The 20,945-nt window shown below is 69.9% G+C and carries 33 protein-coding genes; 29 read left to right on the top strand and 4 right to left on the bottom strand.

Translation table 11 applies throughout. The features are described 5' to 3' along the window. The 26 genes from rplB to rplQ form a co-directional block, all read left to right on the top strand. The coding region (rplB, locus tag VF092_28180; GenBank protein ID HEX6751201.1) for a 50S ribosomal protein L2 at window positions 1-203 on the top strand (203 nt) is incomplete at its 5' end. A gap of 186 nt (window positions 204-389) precedes the next feature. Beyond that, on the top strand, window positions 390-677 hold the full coding sequence (rpsS, locus tag VF092_28185) for a 30S ribosomal protein S19 (GenBank protein HEX6751202.1): 288 nt from the start codon (window positions 390-392) through the stop codon (window positions 675-677). 13 nt (window positions 678-690) lie between these two features. Next, window positions 691-1,041, top strand: coding sequence for a 50S ribosomal protein L22 (gene rplV / locus VF092_28190; GenBank protein ID HEX6751203.1), 351 nt, complete (start codon window positions 691-693; stop codon window positions 1,039-1,041). 4 nt (window positions 1,042-1,045) lie between these two features. Next, window positions 1,046-1,708 (top strand): 30S ribosomal protein S3, encoded by a 663-nt coding sequence (gene rpsC, locus VF092_28195; protein ID HEX6751204.1) that lies wholly within the window; start codon window positions 1,046-1,048, stop codon window positions 1,706-1,708. 15 nt (window positions 1,709-1,723) lie between these two features. Continuing rightward, window positions 1,724-2,185: a 50S ribosomal protein L16 gene (gene rplP / locus VF092_28200; protein ID HEX6751205.1), complete on the top strand. Its 462-nt coding sequence runs from the start codon at window positions 1,724-1,726 to the stop codon at window positions 2,183-2,185. Continuing rightward, complete coding sequence (gene rpmC, locus VF092_28205) at window positions 2,182-2,391, top strand: 50S ribosomal protein L29 (GenBank protein HEX6751206.1); 210 nt, start codon at window positions 2,182-2,184, stop codon at window positions 2,389-2,391. The genes rplP and rpmC overlap by 4 nt, the downstream gene beginning before the upstream one ends. Beyond that, window positions 2,388-2,681 (top strand): 30S ribosomal protein S17, encoded by a 294-nt coding sequence (rpsQ, locus tag VF092_28210; protein HEX6751207.1) that lies wholly within the window; start codon window positions 2,388-2,390, stop codon window positions 2,679-2,681. Before rpmC ends, rpsQ begins: the two co-directional genes overlap by 4 nt. Before the next feature lie 77 nt (window positions 2,682-2,758). Continuing rightward, window positions 2,759-3,127 (top strand): 50S ribosomal protein L14, encoded by a 369-nt coding sequence (gene rplN, locus VF092_28215; protein HEX6751208.1) that lies wholly within the window; start codon window positions 2,759-2,761, stop codon window positions 3,125-3,127. Between the two features lie 8 nt (window positions 3,128-3,135). Then, on the top strand, window positions 3,136-3,456 hold the full coding sequence (gene rplX / locus VF092_28220; protein HEX6751209.1) for a 50S ribosomal protein L24: 321 nt from the start codon (window positions 3,136-3,138) through the stop codon (window positions 3,454-3,456). Between the two features lie 245 nt (window positions 3,457-3,701). Next, window positions 3,702-4,268, top strand: coding sequence for a 50S ribosomal protein L5 (rplE, locus tag VF092_28225; protein ID HEX6751210.1), 567 nt, complete (start codon window positions 3,702-3,704; stop codon window positions 4,266-4,268). 116 nt (window positions 4,269-4,384) lie between these two features. Next, window positions 4,385-4,570, top strand: coding sequence for a type Z 30S ribosomal protein S14 (locus VF092_28230; GenBank protein ID HEX6751211.1), 186 nt, complete (start codon window positions 4,385-4,387; stop codon window positions 4,568-4,570). 169 nt (window positions 4,571-4,739) lie between these two features. Continuing rightward, window positions 4,740-5,132, top strand: a complete 393-nt coding sequence (rpsH, locus tag VF092_28235; GenBank protein ID HEX6751212.1) for a 30S ribosomal protein S8 — start codon at window positions 4,740-4,742, stop codon at window positions 5,130-5,132. Window positions 5,133-5,146: 14 nt separating this feature from the next. Further along, entirely contained in the window at window positions 5,147-5,686 is a 540-nt protein-coding gene (gene rplF / locus VF092_28240) for a 50S ribosomal protein L6 (GenBank protein ID HEX6751213.1), read from the top strand. Window positions 5,687-5,739: 53 nt separating this feature from the next. Beyond that, window positions 5,740-6,114: a 50S ribosomal protein L18 gene (gene rplR / locus VF092_28245; GenBank protein HEX6751214.1), complete on the top strand. Its 375-nt coding sequence runs from the start codon at window positions 5,740-5,742 to the stop codon at window positions 6,112-6,114. 190 nt (window positions 6,115-6,304) lie between these two features. Further along, window positions 6,305-6,784 (top strand): 30S ribosomal protein S5, encoded by a 480-nt coding sequence (rpsE, locus tag VF092_28250; GenBank protein ID HEX6751215.1) that lies wholly within the window; start codon window positions 6,305-6,307, stop codon window positions 6,782-6,784. Further along, window positions 6,777-6,974, top strand: coding sequence for a 50S ribosomal protein L30 (rpmD, locus tag VF092_28255; protein ID HEX6751216.1), 198 nt, complete (start codon window positions 6,777-6,779; stop codon window positions 6,972-6,974). The genes rpsE and rpmD overlap by 8 nt, the downstream gene beginning before the upstream one ends. Next, the gene (rplO, locus tag VF092_28260) at window positions 6,967-7,422 is read left to right on the top strand and encodes a 50S ribosomal protein L15 (GenBank protein HEX6751217.1); all 456 of its coding nucleotides are present in this window, start codon (window positions 6,967-6,969) and stop codon (window positions 7,420-7,422) included. The genes rpmD and rplO overlap by 8 nt, the downstream gene beginning before the upstream one ends. 1 nt (window position 7,423) lies before the next feature. Then, on the top strand, window positions 7,424-8,749 hold the full coding sequence (gene secY, locus VF092_28265) for a preprotein translocase subunit SecY (protein HEX6751218.1): 1,326 nt from the start codon (window positions 7,424-7,426) through the stop codon (window positions 8,747-8,749). Between the two features lie 94 nt (window positions 8,750-8,843). Further along, window positions 8,844-9,476: an adenylate kinase gene (locus tag VF092_28270; GenBank protein ID HEX6751219.1), complete on the top strand. Its 633-nt coding sequence runs from the start codon at window positions 8,844-8,846 to the stop codon at window positions 9,474-9,476. After that, window positions 9,473-10,228, top strand: a complete 756-nt coding sequence (gene map / locus VF092_28275; protein HEX6751220.1) for a type I methionyl aminopeptidase — start codon at window positions 9,473-9,475, stop codon at window positions 10,226-10,228. The genes VF092_28270 and map overlap by 4 nt, the downstream gene beginning before the upstream one ends. A 239-nt stretch (window positions 10,229-10,467) precedes the next feature. After that, on the top strand, window positions 10,468-10,584 hold the full coding sequence (gene rpmJ, locus VF092_28280; protein ID HEX6751221.1) for a 50S ribosomal protein L36: 117 nt from the start codon (window positions 10,468-10,470) through the stop codon (window positions 10,582-10,584). A 38-nt stretch (window positions 10,585-10,622) separates the two neighbouring features. Further along, complete coding sequence (gene rpsM / locus VF092_28285; GenBank protein HEX6751222.1) at window positions 10,623-11,003, top strand: 30S ribosomal protein S13; 381 nt, start codon at window positions 10,623-10,625, stop codon at window positions 11,001-11,003. A gap of 144 nt (window positions 11,004-11,147) precedes the next feature. Further along, a complete protein-coding gene (rpsK, locus tag VF092_28290; protein HEX6751223.1) occupies window positions 11,148-11,540 on the top strand; it encodes a 30S ribosomal protein S11 in 393 nt (130 codons plus the stop codon). Window positions 11,541-11,698: 158 nt separating this feature from the next. Beyond that, on the top strand, window positions 11,699-12,337 hold the full coding sequence (gene rpsD / locus VF092_28295; protein ID HEX6751224.1) for a 30S ribosomal protein S4: 639 nt from the start codon (window positions 11,699-11,701) through the stop codon (window positions 12,335-12,337). Window positions 12,338-12,433: 96 nt separating this feature from the next. Continuing rightward, window positions 12,434-13,516 carry a DNA-directed RNA polymerase subunit alpha gene (locus VF092_28300; GenBank protein HEX6751225.1) on the top strand — a complete coding sequence of 361 codons (1,083 nt, stop codon included), beginning with the start codon at window positions 12,434-12,436 and terminating at the stop codon, window positions 13,514-13,516. Window position 13,517: 1 nt separating this feature from the next. Continuing rightward, window positions 13,518-13,877, top strand: coding sequence for a 50S ribosomal protein L17 (gene rplQ, locus VF092_28305; protein ID HEX6751226.1), 360 nt, complete (start codon window positions 13,518-13,520; stop codon window positions 13,875-13,877). Between the two features lie 86 nt (window positions 13,878-13,963). Here the strand turns inward: rplQ and VF092_28310 are convergent, their stop codons facing one another. Then, window positions 13,964-14,581, bottom strand: coding sequence for a hypothetical protein (locus VF092_28310; GenBank protein ID HEX6751227.1), 618 nt, complete (start codon window positions 14,579-14,581; stop codon window positions 13,964-13,966). Window positions 14,582-14,710: 129 nt separating this feature from the next. Continuing rightward, complete coding sequence (locus VF092_28315) at window positions 14,711-15,349, bottom strand: hypothetical protein (protein ID HEX6751228.1); 639 nt, start codon at window positions 15,347-15,349, stop codon at window positions 14,711-14,713. Window positions 15,350-15,639: 290 nt separating this feature from the next. On the opposite strand from VF092_28315, the gene VF092_28320 reads away from it, so the two are divergent. Further along, entirely contained in the window at window positions 15,640-17,112 is a 1,473-nt protein-coding gene (locus tag VF092_28320; GenBank protein ID HEX6751229.1) for an ABC transporter substrate-binding protein/permease, read from the top strand. After that, entirely contained in the window at window positions 17,109-17,855 is a 747-nt protein-coding gene (locus tag VF092_28325; protein HEX6751230.1) for an ATP-binding cassette domain-containing protein, read from the top strand. The genes VF092_28320 and VF092_28325 overlap by 4 nt, the downstream gene beginning before the upstream one ends. 139 nt (window positions 17,856-17,994) lie before the next feature. On the opposite strand, the gene VF092_28330 is transcribed toward VF092_28325, so the two are convergent. Continuing rightward, window positions 17,995-19,401, bottom strand: a complete 1,407-nt coding sequence (locus VF092_28330) for a peptidoglycan DD-metalloendopeptidase family protein (GenBank protein ID HEX6751231.1) — start codon at window positions 19,399-19,401, stop codon at window positions 17,995-17,997. 247 nt (window positions 19,402-19,648) lie between these two features. On the opposite strand from VF092_28330, the gene VF092_28335 reads away from it, so the two are divergent. Beyond that, window positions 19,649-20,383, top strand: a complete 735-nt coding sequence (locus VF092_28335; GenBank protein HEX6751232.1) for a peptidase E — start codon at window positions 19,649-19,651, stop codon at window positions 20,381-20,383. A gap of 331 nt (window positions 20,384-20,714) precedes the next feature. Here VF092_28335 and rpmB read toward each other — a convergent pair whose 3' ends face one another. Further along, window positions 20,715-20,906: a 50S ribosomal protein L28 gene (rpmB, locus tag VF092_28340; GenBank protein HEX6751233.1), complete on the bottom strand. Its 192-nt coding sequence runs from the start codon at window positions 20,904-20,906 to the stop codon at window positions 20,715-20,717. Window positions 20,907-20,945: the final 39 nt, after the last annotated feature.

The following is a 20,945-nucleotide window of genomic DNA, read 5'->3' on the forward strand; positions in this document are numbered from 1 at the left end:
GGCGCGGCAAGCGGCCGAAGGTGCGCGGCGTGGTGATGAACCCGGTGGACCACCCGCTGGGCGGCGGCGAGGGGCGCAGCTCCGGCGGCCGTCCCCCGGTGAGCCCCTGGGGCAAGCCGGAAGGCGTGAAGACGCGCCACAGCAAGAAGGCGTCGAACAAGCTGATCGTGCGCGGCCGCAAGCGCGGCAAGGCCACGAAGTAATACAGCAGGTCCCAGGTCCCAAGTCCTAGGTCCTAAGTGGCTTTTCAGTTACTCAGGACTCAGGACTTAGGACTCAGGACTTTCAGTTCGCGTCCACCACTGGCGGCCGACATCGCGGCCGCTCACGTGGACTCAGATCCGCGGGAGAATCGCAGGCCCGCGGGGAGACTAAGTGCGAGAGGAAGAATGCCAAGGAGCCTGAAGAAGGGGCCGTTCGTAGAGGACAGCCTCAACAAGAAGATCCGGGCGATGAACGAGAAGGGCGAGAAGCGCGTGGTCAAGACCTGGTCGCGCAGCTCCACCATCACCCCCGAGTTCGTCGGCCACACGCTGGCCGTGCACAACGGCAACAAGTTCATCCCCGTGTACCTCACCGAGCAGATGGTGGGGCACAAGCTCGGCGAGTTCGCGCCCACGCGCACCTTCAAGGGGCACGGCGGCAAGCTCGTCGACAAGCGCGCCAAGGCGCGGTAAGGGGGATGACGAGATGAAGGCACGTGCAATCGCCCGCAACGTCGGGATGAGCCCCCGCAAGATGCGGATGGTCCTGGACCTGATCCGCGGCCGGGGCGTGAACGAGGCGTACTCGATCCTCAAGTTCTCGAAGAAGGCGGCCACCCGCCCCATCGAGAAGACCCTGCGCTCGGCCGTCGCGAACGCGACGCAGGCCGCGGACGCCTCCGGGCAGTTCGTGGACGTGGACGAGCTGGTGGTGCGCGAGGCGTACGCCAACGAGGGGCCGCGGCTGAAGCGGTTCTCGCCCCGCGCCATGGGGCGGGCCACGCCGATCATCAAGCGGACCACCGAGCTCACCATCGTCGTCGACCGCAAGGAGTAGCCCGATGGGACAGAAGACGCATCCGAAGGGCTTCCGCCTGGGCATCGTGGCGCCGTGGCGGAGCCGCTGGTACGCCGAGCGCGACTTCCCGGCCAAGCTCGTCGAGGACGAGAAGATCCGGAAGTACCTCAACCAGCGCCTGGGGCACGCCTCGATCAGCGACATCGAGATCGAGCGCAAGCCCGGCAAGACCATCGTCACCGTGCACACCGCCCGTCCGGGCGTGGTGATCGGCAAGGGCGGCGCCGAGGTCGACAAGCTCCGCGACGAGCTGGCCCGGCTGAGCCCCGGCAACGAGGTGGCCATCAACGTGGAGGAGGTCAAGCGCCCCGAGGTCGAGGCGCAGCTGGTGGCCGACTCCATCGCGCACCAGTTGGTGCAGCGCGTGAGCTTCCGCCGCGCCATGAAGCGCGCGGTGCAGAACGCCATGCGCGCCGGCGCCGAGGGGATCAAGGTGCAGGTGGCCGGCCGCCTGAACGGCGCCGAGATCGCCCGCACCGAGGGGTACAAGGAGGGGCGGATCCCGCTCCAGACCCTGCGCGCGGACATCGACTACGCCCAGTCCACCGCCCGTACGACCTACGGGACCATCGGGGTGAAGGTCTGGGTGTTCAAGGGCGAGGTCGTCGAGAACCGGCGCGGCCGCACCTACTCGACCGACGCCTGAGGGAGGAACTGACCGATGCTCGCACCGAAGAGAGTCAAGTACCGCAAGCAGATGAAGGGCCGCATGCGCGGCGCTGCCACGCGGGGCAACTACGTGGCGTTCGGCGACTGGGGGCTGCAGAGCCTGGAGCCCGGCTGGATCTCCAACCGCTCCATCGAGGCGGCCCGTATCGCCATGACGCGCCACATCAAGCGCGGCGGCAAGGTGTGGATCCGGATCTTCCCGGACAAGCCGATCACCAAGAAGCCGCTCGAGGTCCGCATGGGCAAGGGCAAGGGCAACCCGGAAGGCTGGGTCGCCGTCGTCCGCCCGGGCCGCATCATGTTCGAGCTCGAGGGGGTGGAGCCCGAGGTGGCCAAGCGCGCGCTGCAGCTGGCCGCGGCCAAGCTGAAGGTGAAGTGCAAGATCGTGGAGCGCGAGCGCCCCGAGGCCGCGGCCCCGGCGGCCGCCGCCGCCGAGCAGGGAGGTGAGGCGTGAACGCCCCCGAGATCCGCGACATGACCGACGAGGAGATCACGGAGCGCATCGAGCAGCTCCAGGAGGAGCGCTTCCGGCTGCGCTTCCGCTCCGCCACGCAGCAGCTGGAGAACCCCATGCTGCTGCGCAACCTCCGCCGTGACATCGCGCGCCTGAAGACGGTGCAGCGCGAGCGCGAGACGCAGAACCAGGGAAGCCGCTCATGAGCAGCGCCGACAACGCCGCGACCCACGAGAGCGCCGAAGAGCGCGGCCGTCGCAAGACCCGCGTCGGCACCGTGGTGTCGGACAAGATGAACAAGACCGTGGTGGTGCGCGTGGAGCGCCGCTACGCGCACCCGCTGTACGGCAAGCAGGTGACGCGCAGCAAGAAGTACCACGCCCACGACGAGAACAACGAGTACCACACCGGCGACGTGGTGCGCATCACCGAGACCCGCCCGCTCAGCAAGCTGAAGCGCTGGCGCGTGTCCGAGCTGATCGAGCGCGCCCGCTGACAACGGCGGCGACCCGGCCCGGGTGACGGTCCGATCCGTCTCCCGGGGCCCGGGCCCTGGATCTTAGGAGCAGACTCATGCTGCAGCAGGAATCGATCGTCCGGATCGCGGACAACTCCGGCGCCAAGAAGGCGCTGGTCATCCGCGTGCTGGGCGGGAGCAAGCGCCGCTACGCCTCGGTGGGCGACCAGATCATCGTGGCGGTGAAGGACGCGCTTCCCGACGGGACCGTGAAGAAGGGCGACGTGGCCAAGGCGGTGGTGGTTCGCACCACCAAGGAGGTCCGGCGCAAGGACGGCAGCTACATCAAGTTCGACGAGAACGCCGCCGTCATCATCAACGACGCGGGCGAGCCCCGCGCCACGCGCATCTTCGGGCCGGTTGCCCGCGAGCTGCGCGACAAGCGCTACATGAAGATCGTGTCGCTGGCCCCGGAGGTGATCTGATGGCCAAGATGAGCATCCGCCGGGGCGACCGGGTGAAGGTCATCTCCGGCAACTACAAGGACAGCGAGGGCACCGTCCTGCGCGTGGACCGCGAGAAGAACCGCGTGGTGGTGCAGGGCGTGAACGTGCGCAAGCGTCACCGGAAGCCCTCGGCCACCAACCCCGAGGGGGGGATCGTGGAGTTCGAGGCGCCGATCCATGCCAGCAACGTGATGCTGCTGGACCCCAAGTCGGGCGAGCCCACGCGGGTGCGCTCGGGGCAGGGGAAGGACGGCCAGCGCGAGCGGATCGCGGTCCGCAGCGGCCAGGCGATCCCGCGCGCGTCGTAACGACAGTGCCCAGTGCCCAGTGCCCAGTGCCCAGTGCCCAGTGCCCAGTGCCCAGTGCCCAGGTGAGCGTCGAGTGAACCGGGGCGGGGGTGCCGGGTATCAGGCCGATTCAAATCACAGCGTGACCGCCCCTCCGGATCGTTGACGATCGCGCGGGGGATACGGAACGGAGACGAACGATGGCGAAGAAGGACAAGGCGCAGGCGGCGGCCCCCGAGGCGCCGGCCGCCGAGGCGGGCCCGCGGATCAAGCCGCGGCTGCAGCGCTACTACGAGGAGACGGTGCGCGCGAAGCTGCAGGAGCAGTTCGGCTTCGCCACGCCCATGCAGGTGCCGCGGCTGGAGAAGATCACCATCAACGTGGGGCTGGGCGAGGCGCCCAAGAACCCCAAGCTGCTCGAGGGCGTGGTGGCCGAGGTCGGGCAGATCACCGGGCAGAAGCCGGTGATCACCAAGGCCAAGAAGGCCATCTCGAACTTCGCGCTGCGCGAGGGCTCGCCCGTGGGCGTGACGGTGACGCTGCGGCGCGACCGCATGTGGGAGTTCCTGGACCGGCTGGTCAACGTGGCCATGCCGCGCATCCGCGACTTCCGCGGGGTGCCCACGCGCTCGTTCGACGGCCGCGGGAACTACACCATGGGCGTGAAGGAGCAGCTCATCTTCCCCGAGATCGACTACGACAAGGTCGAGAAGGTCCACGGGATGGACATCTCCTTCGTGACCAGCACCACGAAGGACGACGAGGCGCTGGCGCTGCTGCGCGAGCTGGGCATGCCGTTCCGCGGCGAGTCGCCGGTTCTCGTGGCCGCGTAAGGGGAGAGTGCCCAGGTGCCCAGTGCCAAGTGCCCAGTAACTGAACCACTGGGCACTGGGCACTCGGCACTGGGCACTAAGAGTCGGAAGTAGACACGCAACCAGGTACAGTCGAAATGGCACGCAAGGCCCTGATCGAGAAGAGCAAGCGCAAGCCGAAGTTCAGCGTCCGGGCGCACAACCGCTGCAACCGCTGCGGCCGCCCGCGCGCCTTCCTGCGCAAGTTCGGGCTCTGCCGCGTCTGCTTCCGGCAGATGGCGCTGAACGGGGAGATCCCCGGGGTGCGCAAGGCGAGCTGGTAGGGGACCGAAAGTGCTAAGTCCCAAGTCCTAAGTCCTAAGTGAACTGCGCATCGGCGCACGTTCAACTCAGGACTTGGGACTCAGGACTTAGGACTCGCGGTTCGTTGACAATCACTCACTTCCTGAAAGTCCGGCGCTCGCTCGCCGGATACTCTAGGAGAGACCCAGCATGGTGACGGATCCCATCGCCGACATGCTGACCCGCATCCGCAACGCCCAGATGGCGCGTCATCGGAGGGTCGACATGCCGGTCAGCAAGCTGAAGGTGGAAGTGGCCCGCCTTCTCAAGGACAATCACTACATCCACGACTACAAGGTCCTGGACGACGGCAAGCACCCGGTGCTGCGCCTGTACCTGAAGTATTTCCAGGACAAGCCGGTGATCCGCGAGCTGCGCCGCGTGAGCAAGCCCGGCCTGCGCCAGTACGTGGGGGTCGACGAGATCCCGCGGGTGCGCAACGGCCTGGGGATGGCGCTGCTCAGCACCTCGCGCGGCGTGATGACCGACCGCGAGGCCCGCGCGGCCAAGGTGGGCGGCGAGCTGCTCGCCATCGTCTGGTAAGGAGGGACGATAAAATGTCGCGCATCGGAAGAAAGCCCGTGGCGGTTCCCGCCGGGGTCGACATCACGCTCGACGGCAACACCGTCCGCGTGAAGGGCCCCAAGGGCGAGTTGCAGCGCACGCTGCACAAGGACGTGATCGTGCGCCGCGAGGACGGCGAGATCATCGTGGAGCGCCCCAGCGACCAGCCCGAGCACCGGGCCCTGCACGGCCTCAGCCGCACGCTGGTGGCCAACATGGTCGAGGGCGTGACCACCGGCTTCACCAAGACGCTCGAGATCGTGGGCGTGGGCTACCGCGCGGAGACGAAGCCCTTCGGGCTGACGCTGGCGCTGGGCTACTCGCACCCCATCGACTACAAGGCGCCCCCGGGGATCACCCTGCGGGCCGTCAATCCCACCACGGTCGAGGTCAGCGGGACCGACAAGGAAGTGGTGGGGCAGGTCGCGGCCGAGATCCGGTCGCTCCGTCCGCCCGAGCCGTACAAGGGGAAGGGCGTGAAGTACCAGGGCGAGGTGATCCGCCGCAAGGCGGGGAAGGCGGGCGGCAAGTAAGCCGCCCCGCCCGCTACGGCTGATCATCGCATAGTCAACGAGGAAACGGAGAAATGGCGAGAGCACGGATCCGGGCCAAGACGCGCGAGGACAAGCGCGTCCGCCGCCACCGCAGGGTGCGCGGCAAGGTCCACGGCACCGCGGAGCGCCCGCGCCTGGTCGTCCACCGCTCGATCAACCACCTGGAGGCCCAGGTGATCGACGACGTGGCCGGCCGCACCATCGTGGGGCTTTCGACGAACGCCCCCGACCTGCGCGGGAAGGAACAGAACAAGACCGACGCGAGCCGCGAGCTGGGCAAGGCCCTGGCCGAGAAGGCGAAGGCCGCCGGCGTCGAGCGGGTCGTCTTCGACCGCGGCGGCTACCTGTACCACGGCCGCGTGAAGGCCTTTGCCGAGGGTGCCCGCGAGGGCGGCCTCGACTTCTGAGGAGACCAGATCAATGCCTGAGAACAGAGGCGGAGGCGGCGGGCGCGGCGGCCGTGGCGGCGGGCGCGGGCGCGGCTTCGGCGGCCAGGGCGGCGACCAGGCCGGCGGCGGCGAGCGCGAAGGGCGCCGCGGCCGCGGCCGCGGCGAGGGCCGCGACGGCGGGCGCCGCGACGAGCGCCAGGGAAGCGACCTGAAGGAGAACGTGATCCACATCAACCGCGTGGCCAAGGTGGTGAAGGGCGGCCGGCGGTTCAGCTTCACCGCCCTCGTCGCCGTGGGCGACCAGGCGGGGAAGGTGGGGATCGGAACGGGGAAGGCCAACGAGGTGTCCGAGGCGGTGCGCAAGGCGCTGGAGCAGGCCCGCCGGGGGATGGTGCGCGTTCCCGTGCGCGAGGGCACCCTCCCGCACGACGTGATCGGCGAGAGCGGCGCCGGCCGCGTGCTGCTGCGCCCCGCGGCCCCGGGCACTGGCGTGATCGCCGGCGGCGCGGTGCGCGCGGTGCTGGAGTGCGTGGGCGTGCACGACATCCTCACCAAGTCGCTGGGGTCCAACAACCCCTTCAACATGGTGCTGGCCACCATGGACGCGCTGAAGAACCTCACCACGCGCGAGCAGCTGGCCGCCGAGCGCGGCGTGCCGGTGGAGGCGCTGGGAGGTGCCCGTGGCTAAGATCAGGATCACGCAGACGAAGAGCGGCGTGGGCGCCCCCGAGAAGCATCGCAAGACGCTGCAGGCGCTCGGCCTCAAGCACCAGCGGTCGGTCGTGCAGGACGACAACGACGCGATCCGCGGGATGGTCTTCCAGGTTCGCCACCTGGTGAAGGTGGAACCAATCGAAGGGCAGGTGGAGAATGGCTGACCTGAGCAACCTGCGCCGCCCCGAGGGGTCGCACCGCGACACCAAGCGCCTGGGCCGCGGCCCCGGCTCGGGGCAGGGCAAGACGGCCGGGAAGGGGCACAAGGGCTCCAAGGCCCGCGCGGGCCACAGCGGCCCCGGCGGCGGCAAGCCCCACTTCGAGGGCGGGCAGATGCCGCTGCACCGGCGGCTGCCCAAGCGGGGCTTCACCCCGCTCGACCGCACCGAGTACCAGGTGGTGAACCTCTGGCAGCTCGAGGCGCTGGCCGAGGGCGACGTGACGCCCGAGACGCTCAAGGCGCACGGGCTGATCGGCCACGCCGGGCGCCCGGTGAAGGTGCTGGGCACCGGCGACCTCACCCGCAAGGTGAACGTCTCGGCGCACCGCTTCAGCAAGTCGGCCCGCGAGAAGATCGAGGGCCAGGGCGGCACCGTGCAGGAGATCGGCTGACATGGCGAACCCCGTCGCGAACCTGTTCCGCATCCCGGAGCTGAAGGAGAAGATCCTCTTCACGCTCCTGGCCCTGTTCGCCTACCGGATCGGCGCCCACGTGACGGCGCCGTGGATCGACGTGGCGGCGCTGAAGGAGTATGCGGGGACCCTCGGCAACACCGCGTTCGGGATCTACGACATGTTCGTGGGCGGGGGCTTCTCCAAGGCCACCGTCTTTGCCCTGGGCATCATGCCCTACATCTCGGCCAGCATCATGTTCCAGCTGCTGGCCACGGTGGTGCCCAGCATCGAGAAGATGCAGAAGGAGGGCGAGGAGGGGCGCAAGAAGCTCACGCAGTACACGCGCTACGCCACGGTGGTGGTGTCGATCTTCCAGGCCTACGGCTATGCCATGTTCCTGGAGACGCAGGTGCCGGGCGCGGTGGTCAACCCGGGGTGGGGCTTCCGGGTGATGATGATCCTCACGCTCACCACGGGCGCGGTGTTCATCATGTGGCTGGGCGAGCAGATCACCGAGCGCGGCATCGGCAACGGGATGAGCCTGCTGATCTTCTTCTCGATCCTCGAGGGGCTGGTCCCGGGGCTCTTCACCACCGGCCAGCAGGTGGCCAACGGCGACATCAAGCCCTTCGGCGTGGTGGTGCTGCTGGTGAGCATGGGCGCGGTGATCGCGGGGACGGTGGCGATCACCATGGCCATGCGGAAGATCCCGGTGCAGATCCCGCAGAAGGTGATGGGGCGCGGGCGCATCCGGCAGGGGCAGAAGAGCTTCATCCCGCTGCGCGTGAACATGGCGGGGGTGATGCCGATCATCTTCGCGCAGTCGATCATGATCCTGCCGGCCACGGTGGCCACCTTCGCCCGGAGCGACCGGATGAAGGCGTTCGCCCAGTGGTTCGAGGTGTACTCGCTGCCGTACTACGTGGTGTTCACCCTGCTGATCATCTTCTTCACCTACTTCTACACCGCGATCATCTACAACCCGGTGGACATCGCGGAGAACCTGAAGAAGCAGGGGGCGTTCGTGCCCGGGGTGAAGCCCGGCGCGCGCACCGCCGAGTACATCGACCGGGTGATGAGCCGGATCTCGCTTCCCGGCGCCATCTTCCTGGCGATGATCGCCATCGTGCCCGCGGCGCTGGAGCGCGCCTTCGGCGTCACCTCCCTGAACCGCGTGCTCGGCGGCACCGGCCTGCTGATCGTGGTGGGCGTGGCGCTCGACACGGTGCAGCAGATGCAGCAGCACCTGCTGCTGCGGCGGTACGACGGCTTCATGAAGAAGGGCCGCGTGAAGTTCCGCGGCCGGCAGCAGCGGTACATCTGAACGACAGTTCCCAGTGCCAAGTGCCCAGTGCCCAGTGACACCGTTCCTGGGCACTGGGCACTGGGCACTTGGCACTTCTGACCGAGAGATCGACGTGGACCTGATCCTCCTCGGCGCCCCGGGAGCCGGCAAAGGCACCCAGGGCGCCCTGCTGTCCGAGAAGCTGGGCATCCCCAAGATCGCCACCGGCGACATGCTGCGCGACGCGGTGCGCGCCGGGACCGATCTCGGTCGCGAGGCGAAGACGTACATGGACTCGGGCGAGCTGGTGCCCGACGCGGTGATCCTGGGGATGGTGCGCGAGCGGCTCTCCCAGCCCGACGCCGCCGACGGCGCCATCTTCGACGGCTATCCGCGCAACGCCGCGCAGGCCGCCTCGCTCGACGAGATGCTGGCGGGGATCGGGCGGCGGATCGACGCCGTGGTCTACCTCGACGTGGACGACGACGACATCGTGCGCCGGATGAGCGGGCGGCGCACCGATCCCGAGACGGGGATGGTCTACCACGTGGAGCACAATCCGCCGCCGGCCGGGATCGCCGCGCGCTGCGTGATCCGCCCCGACGACGTGGAGGAGACGGTGCGCAACCGGCTGGAGGTCTATCGCCGCAGCACCGCGCCGCTGGTGGAGCACTACCGCGCGGCCGGCGTTCCCGTGCACACGGTGGACGGGGGACGGGCGATCGACGCGGTGCAGGACGACATCCTCGCGTTGCTCCGGCGGTGATCCAGCTCTACCGCGCCGAGGAGATCGACGCCATCGCGCGGGCCGGGCGCGTCCTGGCGGCGCTCTACCGGGTGATCCCCGAGCGGGTGAAGCCGGGCGCCACCACGGCCGAGCTCGACCGCTTCGCCGAGGACTTCATCCGCTCGCACGCGGGCGCCGAGCCGGCGTTCAAGGGGCTGTACGGCTTCCCGGCCACGCTCTGTACCAGCGTGAACCACGAGGTGGTGCACGGGATCCCCAACCACCGGCGCAGGCTGCAGGAAGGCGACATCCTGAGCGTGGACTGCGGGGTGAAGCTCGACGGCTTCTACGCCGACGCGGCCAACACCTATCCCGTGGGCCAGGTCGCCCCGGACGTGGCGTCGCTGTTGGAGAAGACGGAAGCCGCGCTCCACCGCGGCATCGCCGAGGCGGCGCCGGGGCATCGGCTGGGTGACGTGGGCGCGGCCATCCAGGAGGTGGCGGACGCGTCCGGCTACGGCGTGGTGCGCGACCTCGTGGGCCACGGCGTGGGCCGCAAGCCGCACGAGGACCCCCAGGTGCCCAACTACGGGAAGCGGGGGAAGGGACTCAAGCTGGTGGAGGGGATGGTCCTCGCGATCGAGCCCATGTTCAACCTGGGCGTGGAGCGGGTGAGCACCCTTCCCGACCGCTGGACGGTGGTGACGGTGGACCGCAAGGTCTCCGCCCACTTCGAGCACACGGTGGCGGTGACGGCCGACGGCCCGCGCATCCTCACCGACGGGAGCTGAGGAACAGCAGGTCTCATGCAGAGTCAGCAGGGTCAGCGGAGAACTGCCACTGTTTTCTCTGCTGACTCTGCTGACTCTGCGTGAGTCAAATGTCTTTTCCGGATTCGTATCCGGAGTCGATTCGCGGTGAGCGGCGATCCCCGGCGTTTCGGTCGATGGAGACGCGTTCGGGGTTGCCAAATCGCGTTGATGTTGTTAAGTTTTCAGGCTTCGTTTTCCACGGAGATAGAGAGGCGACGATGAAGGTCCGCGCGAGCGTGAAGCCGATCTGCGAGCATTGCAAAGTGGTGCGGCGCCGAGGGGTGATCCGCATCATCTGCAAGAAGAACCCGCGCCACAAGCAGCGCCAGGGTTGATCGGCGCCCACGACAATCCAGGCTGAAGGAGAACACGGATGGCCCGCATTGCCGGCGTCGATCTTCCCCGCGAGAAGCGGATCGAGATCGGCCTGACGTACATCTTCGGGATCGGCCGCCCCACGGCGCGCAAGATCCTGGAGGAGGCCGGGGTGAACCCCGACGAGCGCGTGAACAAGCTCTCGGACGAGGACATCAACAAGCTGCGCCGCATCATCGACGCGACCTACCGCGTCGAGGGCGTGCTGCGCGGCGAGATCGCGCGCAACATCAAGCGCCTGATGGACATCGGCTCGTACCGCGGGCTGCGGCACCGCCGCGGGCTGCCGGTGCGCGGCCAGCGGACGCACACCAACGCCCGCACCAAGAAGGGCCCGCGCCGCGCCATCGCCGGCAAGAAGAAGCCGGGCAAGAAGTAAGATCCGTCCGCGGGAGATTCGTCTTCCGCGGACGAACCCTGGTCGGGGCGGCGCTCCCGCCCCGATGATCACGCCCGCCCGTCACGCGGCGGGAAGAAGGAACCGCACGCGCGGTAGGCCGCGCATCACACCACAGGAGCAGGAATGGCCAAGCCGAAGGCAGCGGGGCGTCCCAAGACCAAGCGCCACGTGGACAGCGAGGGGGTCGCGCACATCAAGGCGACCTTCAACAACACGATCGTCACCATCTCCGACATGGCCGGCAACGGCGTCGTGTGGGGGAGCGCCGGCAAGGCCGGCTTCAAGGGCAGCAAGAAGAGCACGCCGTTCGCGGCCACGGTGGCCGCCGAGCAGGCCGCCCGCGAGGCGCTGGCGCTGGGGATGAAGCGCGTGCACGTGCGCGTGCAGGGCCCCGGCAGCGGCCGCGAGAGCGCGATCCAGGCGCTGGCCGCCGCGGGGCTGAACATCCGTTCGATCCGCGACGTCACGCCGATCCCGCACAACGGCTGCCGCCCGCCCAAGAAGCGGCGCGTGTGACCGGATAGTCCTGAGTCCCAAGTCCTAAGTCCTGAGTGGCTCACTCAGGACTTGGGACTTAGGACTTTGGACTTTGCAGTTCGAAGGCGTAAACCCTCGCGACCGTCGGGGGGACGAAGCCGAGCCAACATCATCTCACTGGGAGAGAACGGTCTACCATGGCCCGTTACACCGGACCCGTCTGCAAGCTCTGCCGCCGCGAGGGGCAGAAGCTGTTCCTGAAGGGGATCAAGTGCTTTACCGAGAAGTGCCCGGTGGAGCGCCGTCCCTACGCCCCCGGCCAGCATGGCCAGAGCGGGGGCGGCCGCCGCAAGAAGGCCAGCGAGTACGCGCACCAGCTGCGTGAGAAGCAGAAGGTGAAGCGCATCTACGGCGTGGCCGAGAAGCCGTTCCGCAACCTGTTCGAGAAGGCCGCGCACCAGACCGGCGTGACGGGCGAGAACCTGCTCGTGGCGCTGGAGAGCCGGCTGGACAACGTGGTGTACCGCATGGGCTTCGGCGCCAGCCGCAAGGAGGCGCGCCAGCTCATCCGCCACGGGCACGTGCAGGTGAACGGCCGCAAGCTCGACGTGCCGAGCGCGCAGGTGCAGCCCGGCGACGAGGTGCGCATCGCCCCCAAGAGCAAGGACATCCTCCCGGTGGAGGCCGCCCTTGCCGCCCGGAGCCGCCCGACCGTGGTGTCGTGGCTGGCGGTGGACGAGGGGAGCCGCACCGGCCGGATGGTGACGCGCCCGTCGCGCGCCGACATCCCGCTGGCGGTGCAGGAGCAGCTCATCGTCGAGCTCTACAGCAAGTAACCAGGTGCCGGAGCGGGCCTTGGCGGCGGGCGCCTTTCACGGGCGGCCGCCGCTCGGGTCCTTTCCCGCATTCTTTCCTCACTATGGAGGGATAGAGTGGAACTCGATATCACCGGCCTGCAGATGCCGAACCTCCCCGAGCAGCCGCGCACGGGGCAGATCGTGCTGCGTCCGCTGGAGCGCGGCTTCGGGCACACGCTCGGCAACACCATGCGGCGCATCCTGCTGTCGAGCCTGCGCGGCGCGGCGGTGTGGGCGTTCCGCACCGACGGCGTGCTGCACGAGCACCAGACCATCGCGGGCGTGGTGGAGGACGTGCACCAGGTGATCCGCAACCTGAAGACGCTGGTGCTGCGGATGACCGAGGACGCCGACGAGGCGGTGCTGGAGCTGCGCGCGCGCCAGTCGGGCGCGGTGACGGCCCGCAACATCACCGCGCACCCGGCGGTCGAGGTGGTCAACCCCGATCACCACATCCTCACGCTGACCGAGGACCGCGACCTCCGCATCGAGCTGTACGTGAACAAGGGCCGCGGCTTCGTGCTGGCCGAGGCGCACCCGATCCCGCGCGGGATGCCCGCCGACCTGGTGCGCGTGGACGCCGTGTACAACCCGGTGACCCGCGCCAACTTCGTGGTCGAGGACACGCGCGTGGGACAGCGCACCGACTTCGACCGCCTCGTCCTCGAGGTGGAGACGAACGGGGCCATCGACGTGCGCAGCGCCGTGCAGTACGCGGCGCGGCTGGCCATCGAGCACCTAGCCTTCCTGGCCGGCGGCACCCCCGAGTGGCGCCAGGACCGGAGCTGGGGCGAGGGCGCCGGCCCGGGCGCGGCGGTTCCGGCTGGGCGCGCGCCCGTGCCCCCGCGGCTGCAGGAGCTGCTGAACCGGCCCATCGAAGACCTGACCGAGCTCTCGGTGCGCAGCCGCAACTCGCTGCAGAAGGAGAACATCCACACGGTGCGCGACCTGGTGCAGCGCACCGAGCAGCAGATGCTCTCCATCGACAACTTCGGCAAGAAGAGCCTGCAGGAGATCAGCGAGTTCCTGGCGGGCCACGGGCTCCGCTTCGGGCAGGAGCTGGAGCAGACGGACGACGGCACGCTGTACTGGGTGCTGCCCGAGAGCGACGGCGGGAACACCGACACCGCGGCCGCGCTGGCCGACGAGGAGCTGTGAGATGAGACACAACAACAAGGGCCGCGCGCTGGGGCGTACCAGCGAGCACAAGAGCGCGCTGATGCGCAACATGGCCACCAGCCTGTTCCGCCACGGCCGGATCGAGACCACCGAGGCCAAGGCCAAGGAGCTCCGTCCCTACGCCGAGAAGCTGATCACGCTGGCCAAGAAGGGCGACCTGCACTCCAAGCGCCTTGCCGCGCGCGAGATCCAGGACCGCGACGTGCTGGTGCTGCTGTTCGACCAGATCGGCCCGCGCGTGGCCGAGCGGCCGGGCGGCTACACCCGCATCCTGAAGACCGGCTTTCGCCAGGGCGACGGCGCCGAGACCGCGCTGATCGAGCTGGTCGACCGCGCCTGATCTCCATCAGGCCGGATCTCCGGCAGATCGACAGAGGAAGACCCCGAGGCCTTCGCCGGCCGCGGGGTCTTTTCTGTTGCCGGGGTTCAGCCGAGCGATCGCTCGATGTCGTCGAGCGCCTCCTCGATCGGAATCACATCACCCGGATCCCGGCGATACGATTCGTGGCGGCGATGCAGCTCGGCAGCGAGGGTATATCGATCAGTTCCCGGCCGGGCCAGTTGCGTGACCATGATGTCGGGTGAAGAAGAATCGAGCATCCTGAGCGGGGTCCCGGCCAGCTCGAGCTCCGTTCGGTCCAGATCGAACCGGTCGAACGAGCCGGCGTCTTCGGCCCAGAACCAGGTTCCGTTCGCGAGGTCGTTCATCGTTCCCAGCACTCGCCGGTCGTTCGTGCGCGCGTAGTAGACGGGTTCGAGCGCCAGGGCCTGTTCGCGGATCCATTCCGGCGGAAGACCAAGTCGCTCGAGCAGGCGTGGCAGCCGCTCGCGGAAGCCCGGCAGCGTGGTGCGGACCGCCCGCCCGGGCACGAGAACGGTCAGCAGCGTATTCGCGCTGGAGTACATGACCACGGAGCGCCCCGCGAACGGCAGCGGAACCACGTTCGCGAACCATTCGCCGAGCGCGGCGTCCGACGTCGGCGGATCGGCGGCGAGCTGGAGACCACTGCCTTTCAGCAGCCGCTGGGTACACCGGAGGATCATTCGCCTGCGTGCGCGGGAGGCTTGTGAGAATCACCAGACACAAATTCACACAAAGGCACCGGAGAGACCAGAGGCCGAATGCCTCCGATGCCGCCGGTGCCTCCGTGTGACGTGTACGAGCGTCCGCCGCTATCGCAATTCCGTGGCGCGCTCGAGCTGCTCGGCCTGGCGGCGGAGGGAGGCGCTGACGCGGCCCACGAACCAGCGAGGGCCCGGCATCCGCTCCGCCTGCTGGGCGAGCCGGCGGTAGTAGTCGGGGTGCTCGGGGCCGCGCAGCGCGGTCGTGTACGTCTGTCCGGCCGGGAACTCCAGCACCTGCTCGGCGCGGCGCAGCAGCTCCGCCGCGCGCTGCGCCACCTCGTCCGCGTCGCCCTCGAGCGTGATGCGGAGCACGCGCGGCAGGTGCGCGCCGGGGTTCTCCTCGACGAGGCATTCCGCGGCGCCGTTTGAGAGCGTGAGCGCGGCGACGGCGAAGTTCTCGTGCGACCACGCGGTGTCGGGGAGGGAGAACTGCACGCGGCGCCAGTCGTGCTCGCGCGCGGTGACGGCGAGCTGCAGGAAGCCCTCGCGGCCGTTGGCGTGGAAGACGAGCCGGCTCCCCGGGCCGAACCGGGCCAGGAAGCCGCTCACGCGCCGCTGCACGTCGCGGATGGTGGCGGCCGTCCGCTCGCGCTCGGCGCGGCGGTGCGCGACCCCGATGGCCACCGCCAGCGCGGTCACGGCCGTGGCCGGGATCCCGAGGATACAGAGCAGGATGATGATCAGCATACTGCGAACATAAGGTCGTTCATGCGCGGCGGCACCCGTGCCGCGAGCCGGTTGGTGACGAATACGGGAGCCGGGCCGCGCCTGTTTCGTTAATCTCGAAGTTCTTCGTCAATCGCCAGCTGCTTGAGCCGGGCCGCGGAGAATCGTAGCTTGCACGCGCTCGCCGGCGGCCGCACCGCCGCCGCATCGCCCCGCCACTCCCGGCGACTCTCTCCCGCGCCGTCCGTGCATCTCCAACCGATTCCTGATCGCGGACCCCGCGTCCGCACGACCACGGTGCGTCCACGATGATGCGCAAATCGCTTGCGCGAGCCACGCTGATCGCTGCGACGCTCGTCGCTGCTTCCGGGCCTGCGTCCGCGCAGCGGCCGGTGCTACGGTGGGGCGGCGACGCGGAGGGCGGCGCGCCGTTCGTGGAGGCGGACCCGGCGGACCCGTCGAAGGTGCGCGGGTTCGACGTGGAGATCGCGGAGATGATCGCGCGGGGGCTGGGGCGCGAGCCGCGGTTCGTGCAGGTGGCGTGGGCGTCGCTGGAGCAATCCGTCGAGCGCGGCGACTTCGACGTGGGGATGTCGGGGCTGGAGGACCGCCCCGAGCTGCGCGCCCGCCACGCCGTCTCCATCCCCTACTACGAGTTCCACGAGGTGCTGGCGGTGCGGGCGGGGGATCGGAACCGCTATCGCCGCCTCTCCGATCTGGCGGGAAAGCGGGTGGCCACGCTCGGGGCGACGATGGCGTACCAGATGCTTTTGGACGAGCAGCAGCGCTCCGGGCTGGTCCCCATCTCCTACGACGACGACGTGCACCCGTACAGCGACCTGGTGGCCGGGCGCGTGGACGCGGTGCTGCTGGACAACATCATCGCCGAGCGGTCGCTGCGGCGCACGGGCGGGTTCGTGATCCAGCCCGAGCCCGCCGCGACGGGGCACTACGTGGCCGTGTTCGCCCGCGCCAACGCCGCGCTGCGCGACTCGGCCGACGCGGTGCTGCGCGCGCGGATGGCGGACGGGTCGCTGGAGCGCACCTTCCGCCGCTGGGGCGTGTGGAGCGCCGCGCAGGGCGACTTCTTCCGCCGCGCGCTGGCAGAGGCGCCGCGCCCGGACACGGCTGCCGCGCCGGCCAGCGACCGCGCGCTGCGCACGTATCTCCCCGCGCTCGCGCGCGCCGCGGGGGTGACGCTGGTGCTCTCGTGCCTGGCGATGGCGCTGGCCGTCTCCGTCGGCATCCTCGTGGCCGCGGGACGGGTATACGGGCCGCCGGTCGTCCGCGCGCTGCTGACCATCTACGTGGAGGTGATGCGGGGGACGCCGGTGCTGCTGCAGCTCTTCGTCATCTACTACGGCTTGTCCGGTGTGATTCGGCTCCCCGCCTTCGCGGCGGCGGTGATCGGGCTGGGGCTGAACTACGCGGCGTACGAGTCGGAGATCTACCGCGCCGCGCTGGAAGCCATCCCCCGCGCGCAGCTGGAGGCGGGGCGGACTCTGGGACTCTCCGAAGCGCAGATCCTGCGGCTGGTGCGCGGCCCCCAGGCGCTGCGCCTCGCCCTGGCGCCGATGACCAACGACTTCGTGGCGCTGCTGAAGGACTCGTCGCTCGTCTCCGTGATCACCGTGGTGGAGCTGACCAAACAGACGGCCATCTACGCCACCAACGTGGGGAGCTGGCTGGTGCCGGGGATCCTCTGCTCGGTGATCTACCTGGCCTTTTCGCTCCCGCTGTCGCGCTTCGCGCGGCGGCTGGAGCGGCGCTGGAGCCTGGCATGAGCGCGGGGCTCGACGTCGCCGGGCTGCGCGTGGCGCGGCGGGAGAAGGAGATCCTCAAGGGCGTGGACCTGCGAGTGGCGCCGGGGGAGATCTGCGCGCTGATGGGCGCGTCGGGCGCGGGGAAGTCGACCGTGCTGCGCAGCGTGGCCGCGCTGCAGCCGTTCAGCGGCGGCCGCATCGTGGTGGGGGATTTCGAGCTGCACCCGGGCCCGGTCCCGCGCGAGTCGCGGCTGAAGGGGCTGCGCCGCAAGGTGGGGATGGTGTTCCAGGCGCACGCCCTGTTCGAACACCTGACCGCGCTGGAGAACGTGATGCTGGCGCCGGTGCACGCGCTGGGGTGGACCAGGCCGAAGGCGCGGGAGACGGCGACGGCGCTGCTGGAGGAGCTCGGCGTGGCGCACCGCGCGTCGGCCTACCCGCGCGAGCTGTCCGGCGGCGAGTCGCAGCGCGTGGCCATCGCCCGCGCGCTGGCGCCGGACCCGCTGATGCTGCTGATGGACGAGCCCACCGCGGCGCTCGACCCCGCCCGCCGCGGCGCGCTGGGCGAGACGCTGCGCGAGCTGGTCGGCCAGGGCCGCGGCCTCCTCGTCTCCACCCACGACGTCGACTTCGCCGAGGCGTTCGCCGACCGCGTGGTGGTCCTGTCGGATGGGGTGATGGTGGAGCAGGGAATTGCGCGGGAGGTGATCACGAACCCGGCGCACGCCGCCACACGCGAGCTGCTGATGCATCCCGACGATTAGGTGCTGCGCGGAAAAGAAGTCGATTCGCTCGCGGCCCTGGTCACGGCCGCCGCGGCGCGCCAGAGTCGAGGCTAATGAGAAGCGGAGGAAGCCGCCCAGGCCTCCTCCGCTTCTCACCATTTCCGCCGCTGCGACCCGATCAGCGGAACGGGTGGATCAGCCCGCGTGTGCTCGGCGACAGAACCTCGCGCGGCACGGCGGGCGCGGCCACCGCGCGCGATGCCAAAGGGGAAGCCGGGCAGGCGACGCCCCAGGAGAGCGCGTAGAGCCGGTGACCCGCGGCGTCGAGCAGGACGGCGCAGTCGGCGTTGTCGTTCCACGCGGGCGAGGTCCGCCCCCAGTAGAGTGAGGTCGACGAGTGCGTTCCGGCGCCGCTGTACACGCGCAGCGGCGCGCCGGCGGCCACCCGCGCGTCCGCGGGAAAGGTGAAGCGCTCGCCCGCGCCGTTCACCAGCGCGGCGCCGCCCAGGTCCGCCTCCGCCACGCCGGGGCCGGGGACGATCTCCACGAACTCGCCGTCGGGGTCCACGGCGTCGTTCGCGCCCATGTAGCGGACGGCGGAGATGACCGCCGCCGCGCCGGGGAGCGCCGGCGGCGCCGGGCGGAACTCGCGGAACATCGCGGGCGCGGCACCCCACAGGTTCTCGCTGGGCAGCCCCGCCGTGTCGGCCGCCCACGGGTCGGGCGCGGCCGTGCGCCAGCCGTACGGATCGACCGCCACGCCGTGGCCGTCGGCCCGCGCGCGGAAGACGGAGAAGTGCAGGTGCGGCCCCGTGCTGCATCCCGAGCTGCCCGACAGCCCCAGCGGCTGCCCCGCCGCCACGCGGTCGCCCTCCTTCACGGCGATGCGGCTGAAGTGGCCGTACTGCGTGTAGATCAGCGCGTGCGGCGCCAGGCCGTGGGCGATCACCACCCACCGACCCGACGTGGTCGCGTTCAGCAGAGGGCACCAGGCCGGCGCTTCGGTCCCCGCGAAGGTGACCACGCCGGGCGCGGCGGCCAGCACCGGCGTGCCCGCGGGAAGCCACCAGTCGTAGCCGTTGTGGCCGTCGATGTCGCCCAGCTTCTGCCCCCAGAAGCTGAGGACGAAGCCGTTCGCGGCCGCCGGGTCGAACTGCCGCGGGACGTCGTGGTCGAAGACGTTGGTGTTGGTGAACTCGCCCGCGAACGGCTGCCGCAGCTCGCCCGGCTGGAGGTCGGCGACGACCGTGACGGTGATACTGGACGCGGCGCCGCCGCCGGTCGCCGTCACCCGCGCCGTGCCCGGCGCGCGGCCGCTGACCTCGCCGGTGGCCGACACCCGCGCCACGGAGGTGTCGCTGCTGCTCCAGGCCACCCGCGCCGTCACCGGCAGGCCTCCGCGCGCCGCGCGCGCGGAAAGCTGCCCGCTCTCCAGCACGTGCAGCGTCAGCGTGCCCGGCGCCACGGCCAGCGTCAGGCCCACCGGGCGCGTTGGCTCGTCACCGCAGGCGGCCGCCGCGGCGAGCAGGAACGGGAGCGCGAGATGGCGAACGATCCGGCGTCGGGTCGAGATAACGATCTCCATCCATGTTCACGGAAGATTTACGGCGGCGTGAGAATAATATGTTTACTGCCAGTGCGCACGTGACGGGCGGCAACGGTTTGTCGCGTCGGGGGAGTCCCCACACGCGGGCACGCTCGGCTCGCGCATCGCGGGATCGCTCGCCAAGGGAGGGAGACCAGGAGAAGAGACGTGCCATGCGGGCTTTCGCCGCTGCGTTCCAGGACGCATAATGAGCGGCACACCTTCTCCCTCGAACGCGACGCAGGCGATGCCAATCCAGACGGGCCAGATCATCGCGATGGGCGGCGGCGGCTTCACCATGGAGCCCGACAACCCGCTGCTCGACCGCTACGTGCTGGCCGCGACGGGCAAGCGGTACCCGCGCGTCTGCTTCGTCCCCACCGCCGCGGGCGACGCGATCGGGTACATCGAGCGCTTCTTCGACGCCTTCCCCGACGAGGTGTGCGAGCCGACGTACCTGTCGCTCTTCAGCCGCAAGATCGACGACCTGGCGGGGTTCCTCTCCGAGCAGGACCTCGTCTACGTGGGTGGCGGCAACACGGTGAACCTGCTGGCGGTGTGGCGCGCGCAGGGGCTGGACCGCGTGCTCCCCGAGGTGCTGGCGAGCGGGACGATCCTGTGCGGGGTGAGCGCGGGCGCGCTGTGCTGGTTCGAGCGGGGGATCACCGACAGCTACAGCCCCGATCTGAAGCCGCTGACCAACGGCCTGGGCCTCCTTCCCGGCGCCTTCTGCCCGCACTACGACAGCGACCGGCGCCGCCCGCCGCTCTGGCCGGACTTCGTGGCCCGCTTCGGCGGCCCCGCGATCGCGGCGGAGGACGGCGTGGCGCTGCACTACCGCGACGGCCAGATCGTGCGCGCCGTGACCTCGCGGCCGGACGCGAAAGCCTACCGCTTCGAGCGGGGGGATGACGGCCAGGTGACACAGGAGACGATCACGCCGGTGTACCTGGGCAGCGCTGCCGCCGCGGCGACGGGGTGAGGGGCGGGGTCGGAATCTGCGCGGGGGACGGAGGCCGGCGCGGCCGCCGGTCCCCCCCACCCCCGGCCCCTCCCCCACGAGGGGGGAGGGATGGGGGAGGGGAGACCTCAGCGCGGTGGGCAAATCCCATCTCCACGCTTGGTTCTCCCCCGCCCCTGCGCAGCGGGGGAGGGGGTCGGGGGGAGGGGGCCGCCCGCGGCCGCGGAGATGCCTGTCGTCGAGGGGAAAAGCATCCCGCGATCGTAGACAGCAGGCGGACAACAGAAGCGGCCGCATCTCTCGCTGGAGATGCGGCCGTTTCGAAAATCTGGTGCGGAAGCGCCGGACGGCTTCAGCCCGCCTTGCGGACCTTGCCGGCCGACAGGCAGCTCGTGCACACGCGCACACGCTTGTGCGTGCCGTTGTCGGTCACGATCCGCGCGGGCTGCAGGTTCGGACGCCACACACGCTTGGTCTTGTTGTTCGCGTGGCTGACGTTGTTCCCGCTGCGCGGCCCCTTTCCGCAGACCTCGCAGAAAGCCATCGGAGTCTCCTGAATCTCTGAATTTCCGGGTATACAACA

This window comes from Longimicrobium sp., from assembly GCA_036377595.1.
Lineage (GTDB): Bacteria > Gemmatimonadota > Gemmatimonadetes > Longimicrobiales > Longimicrobiaceae > Longimicrobium.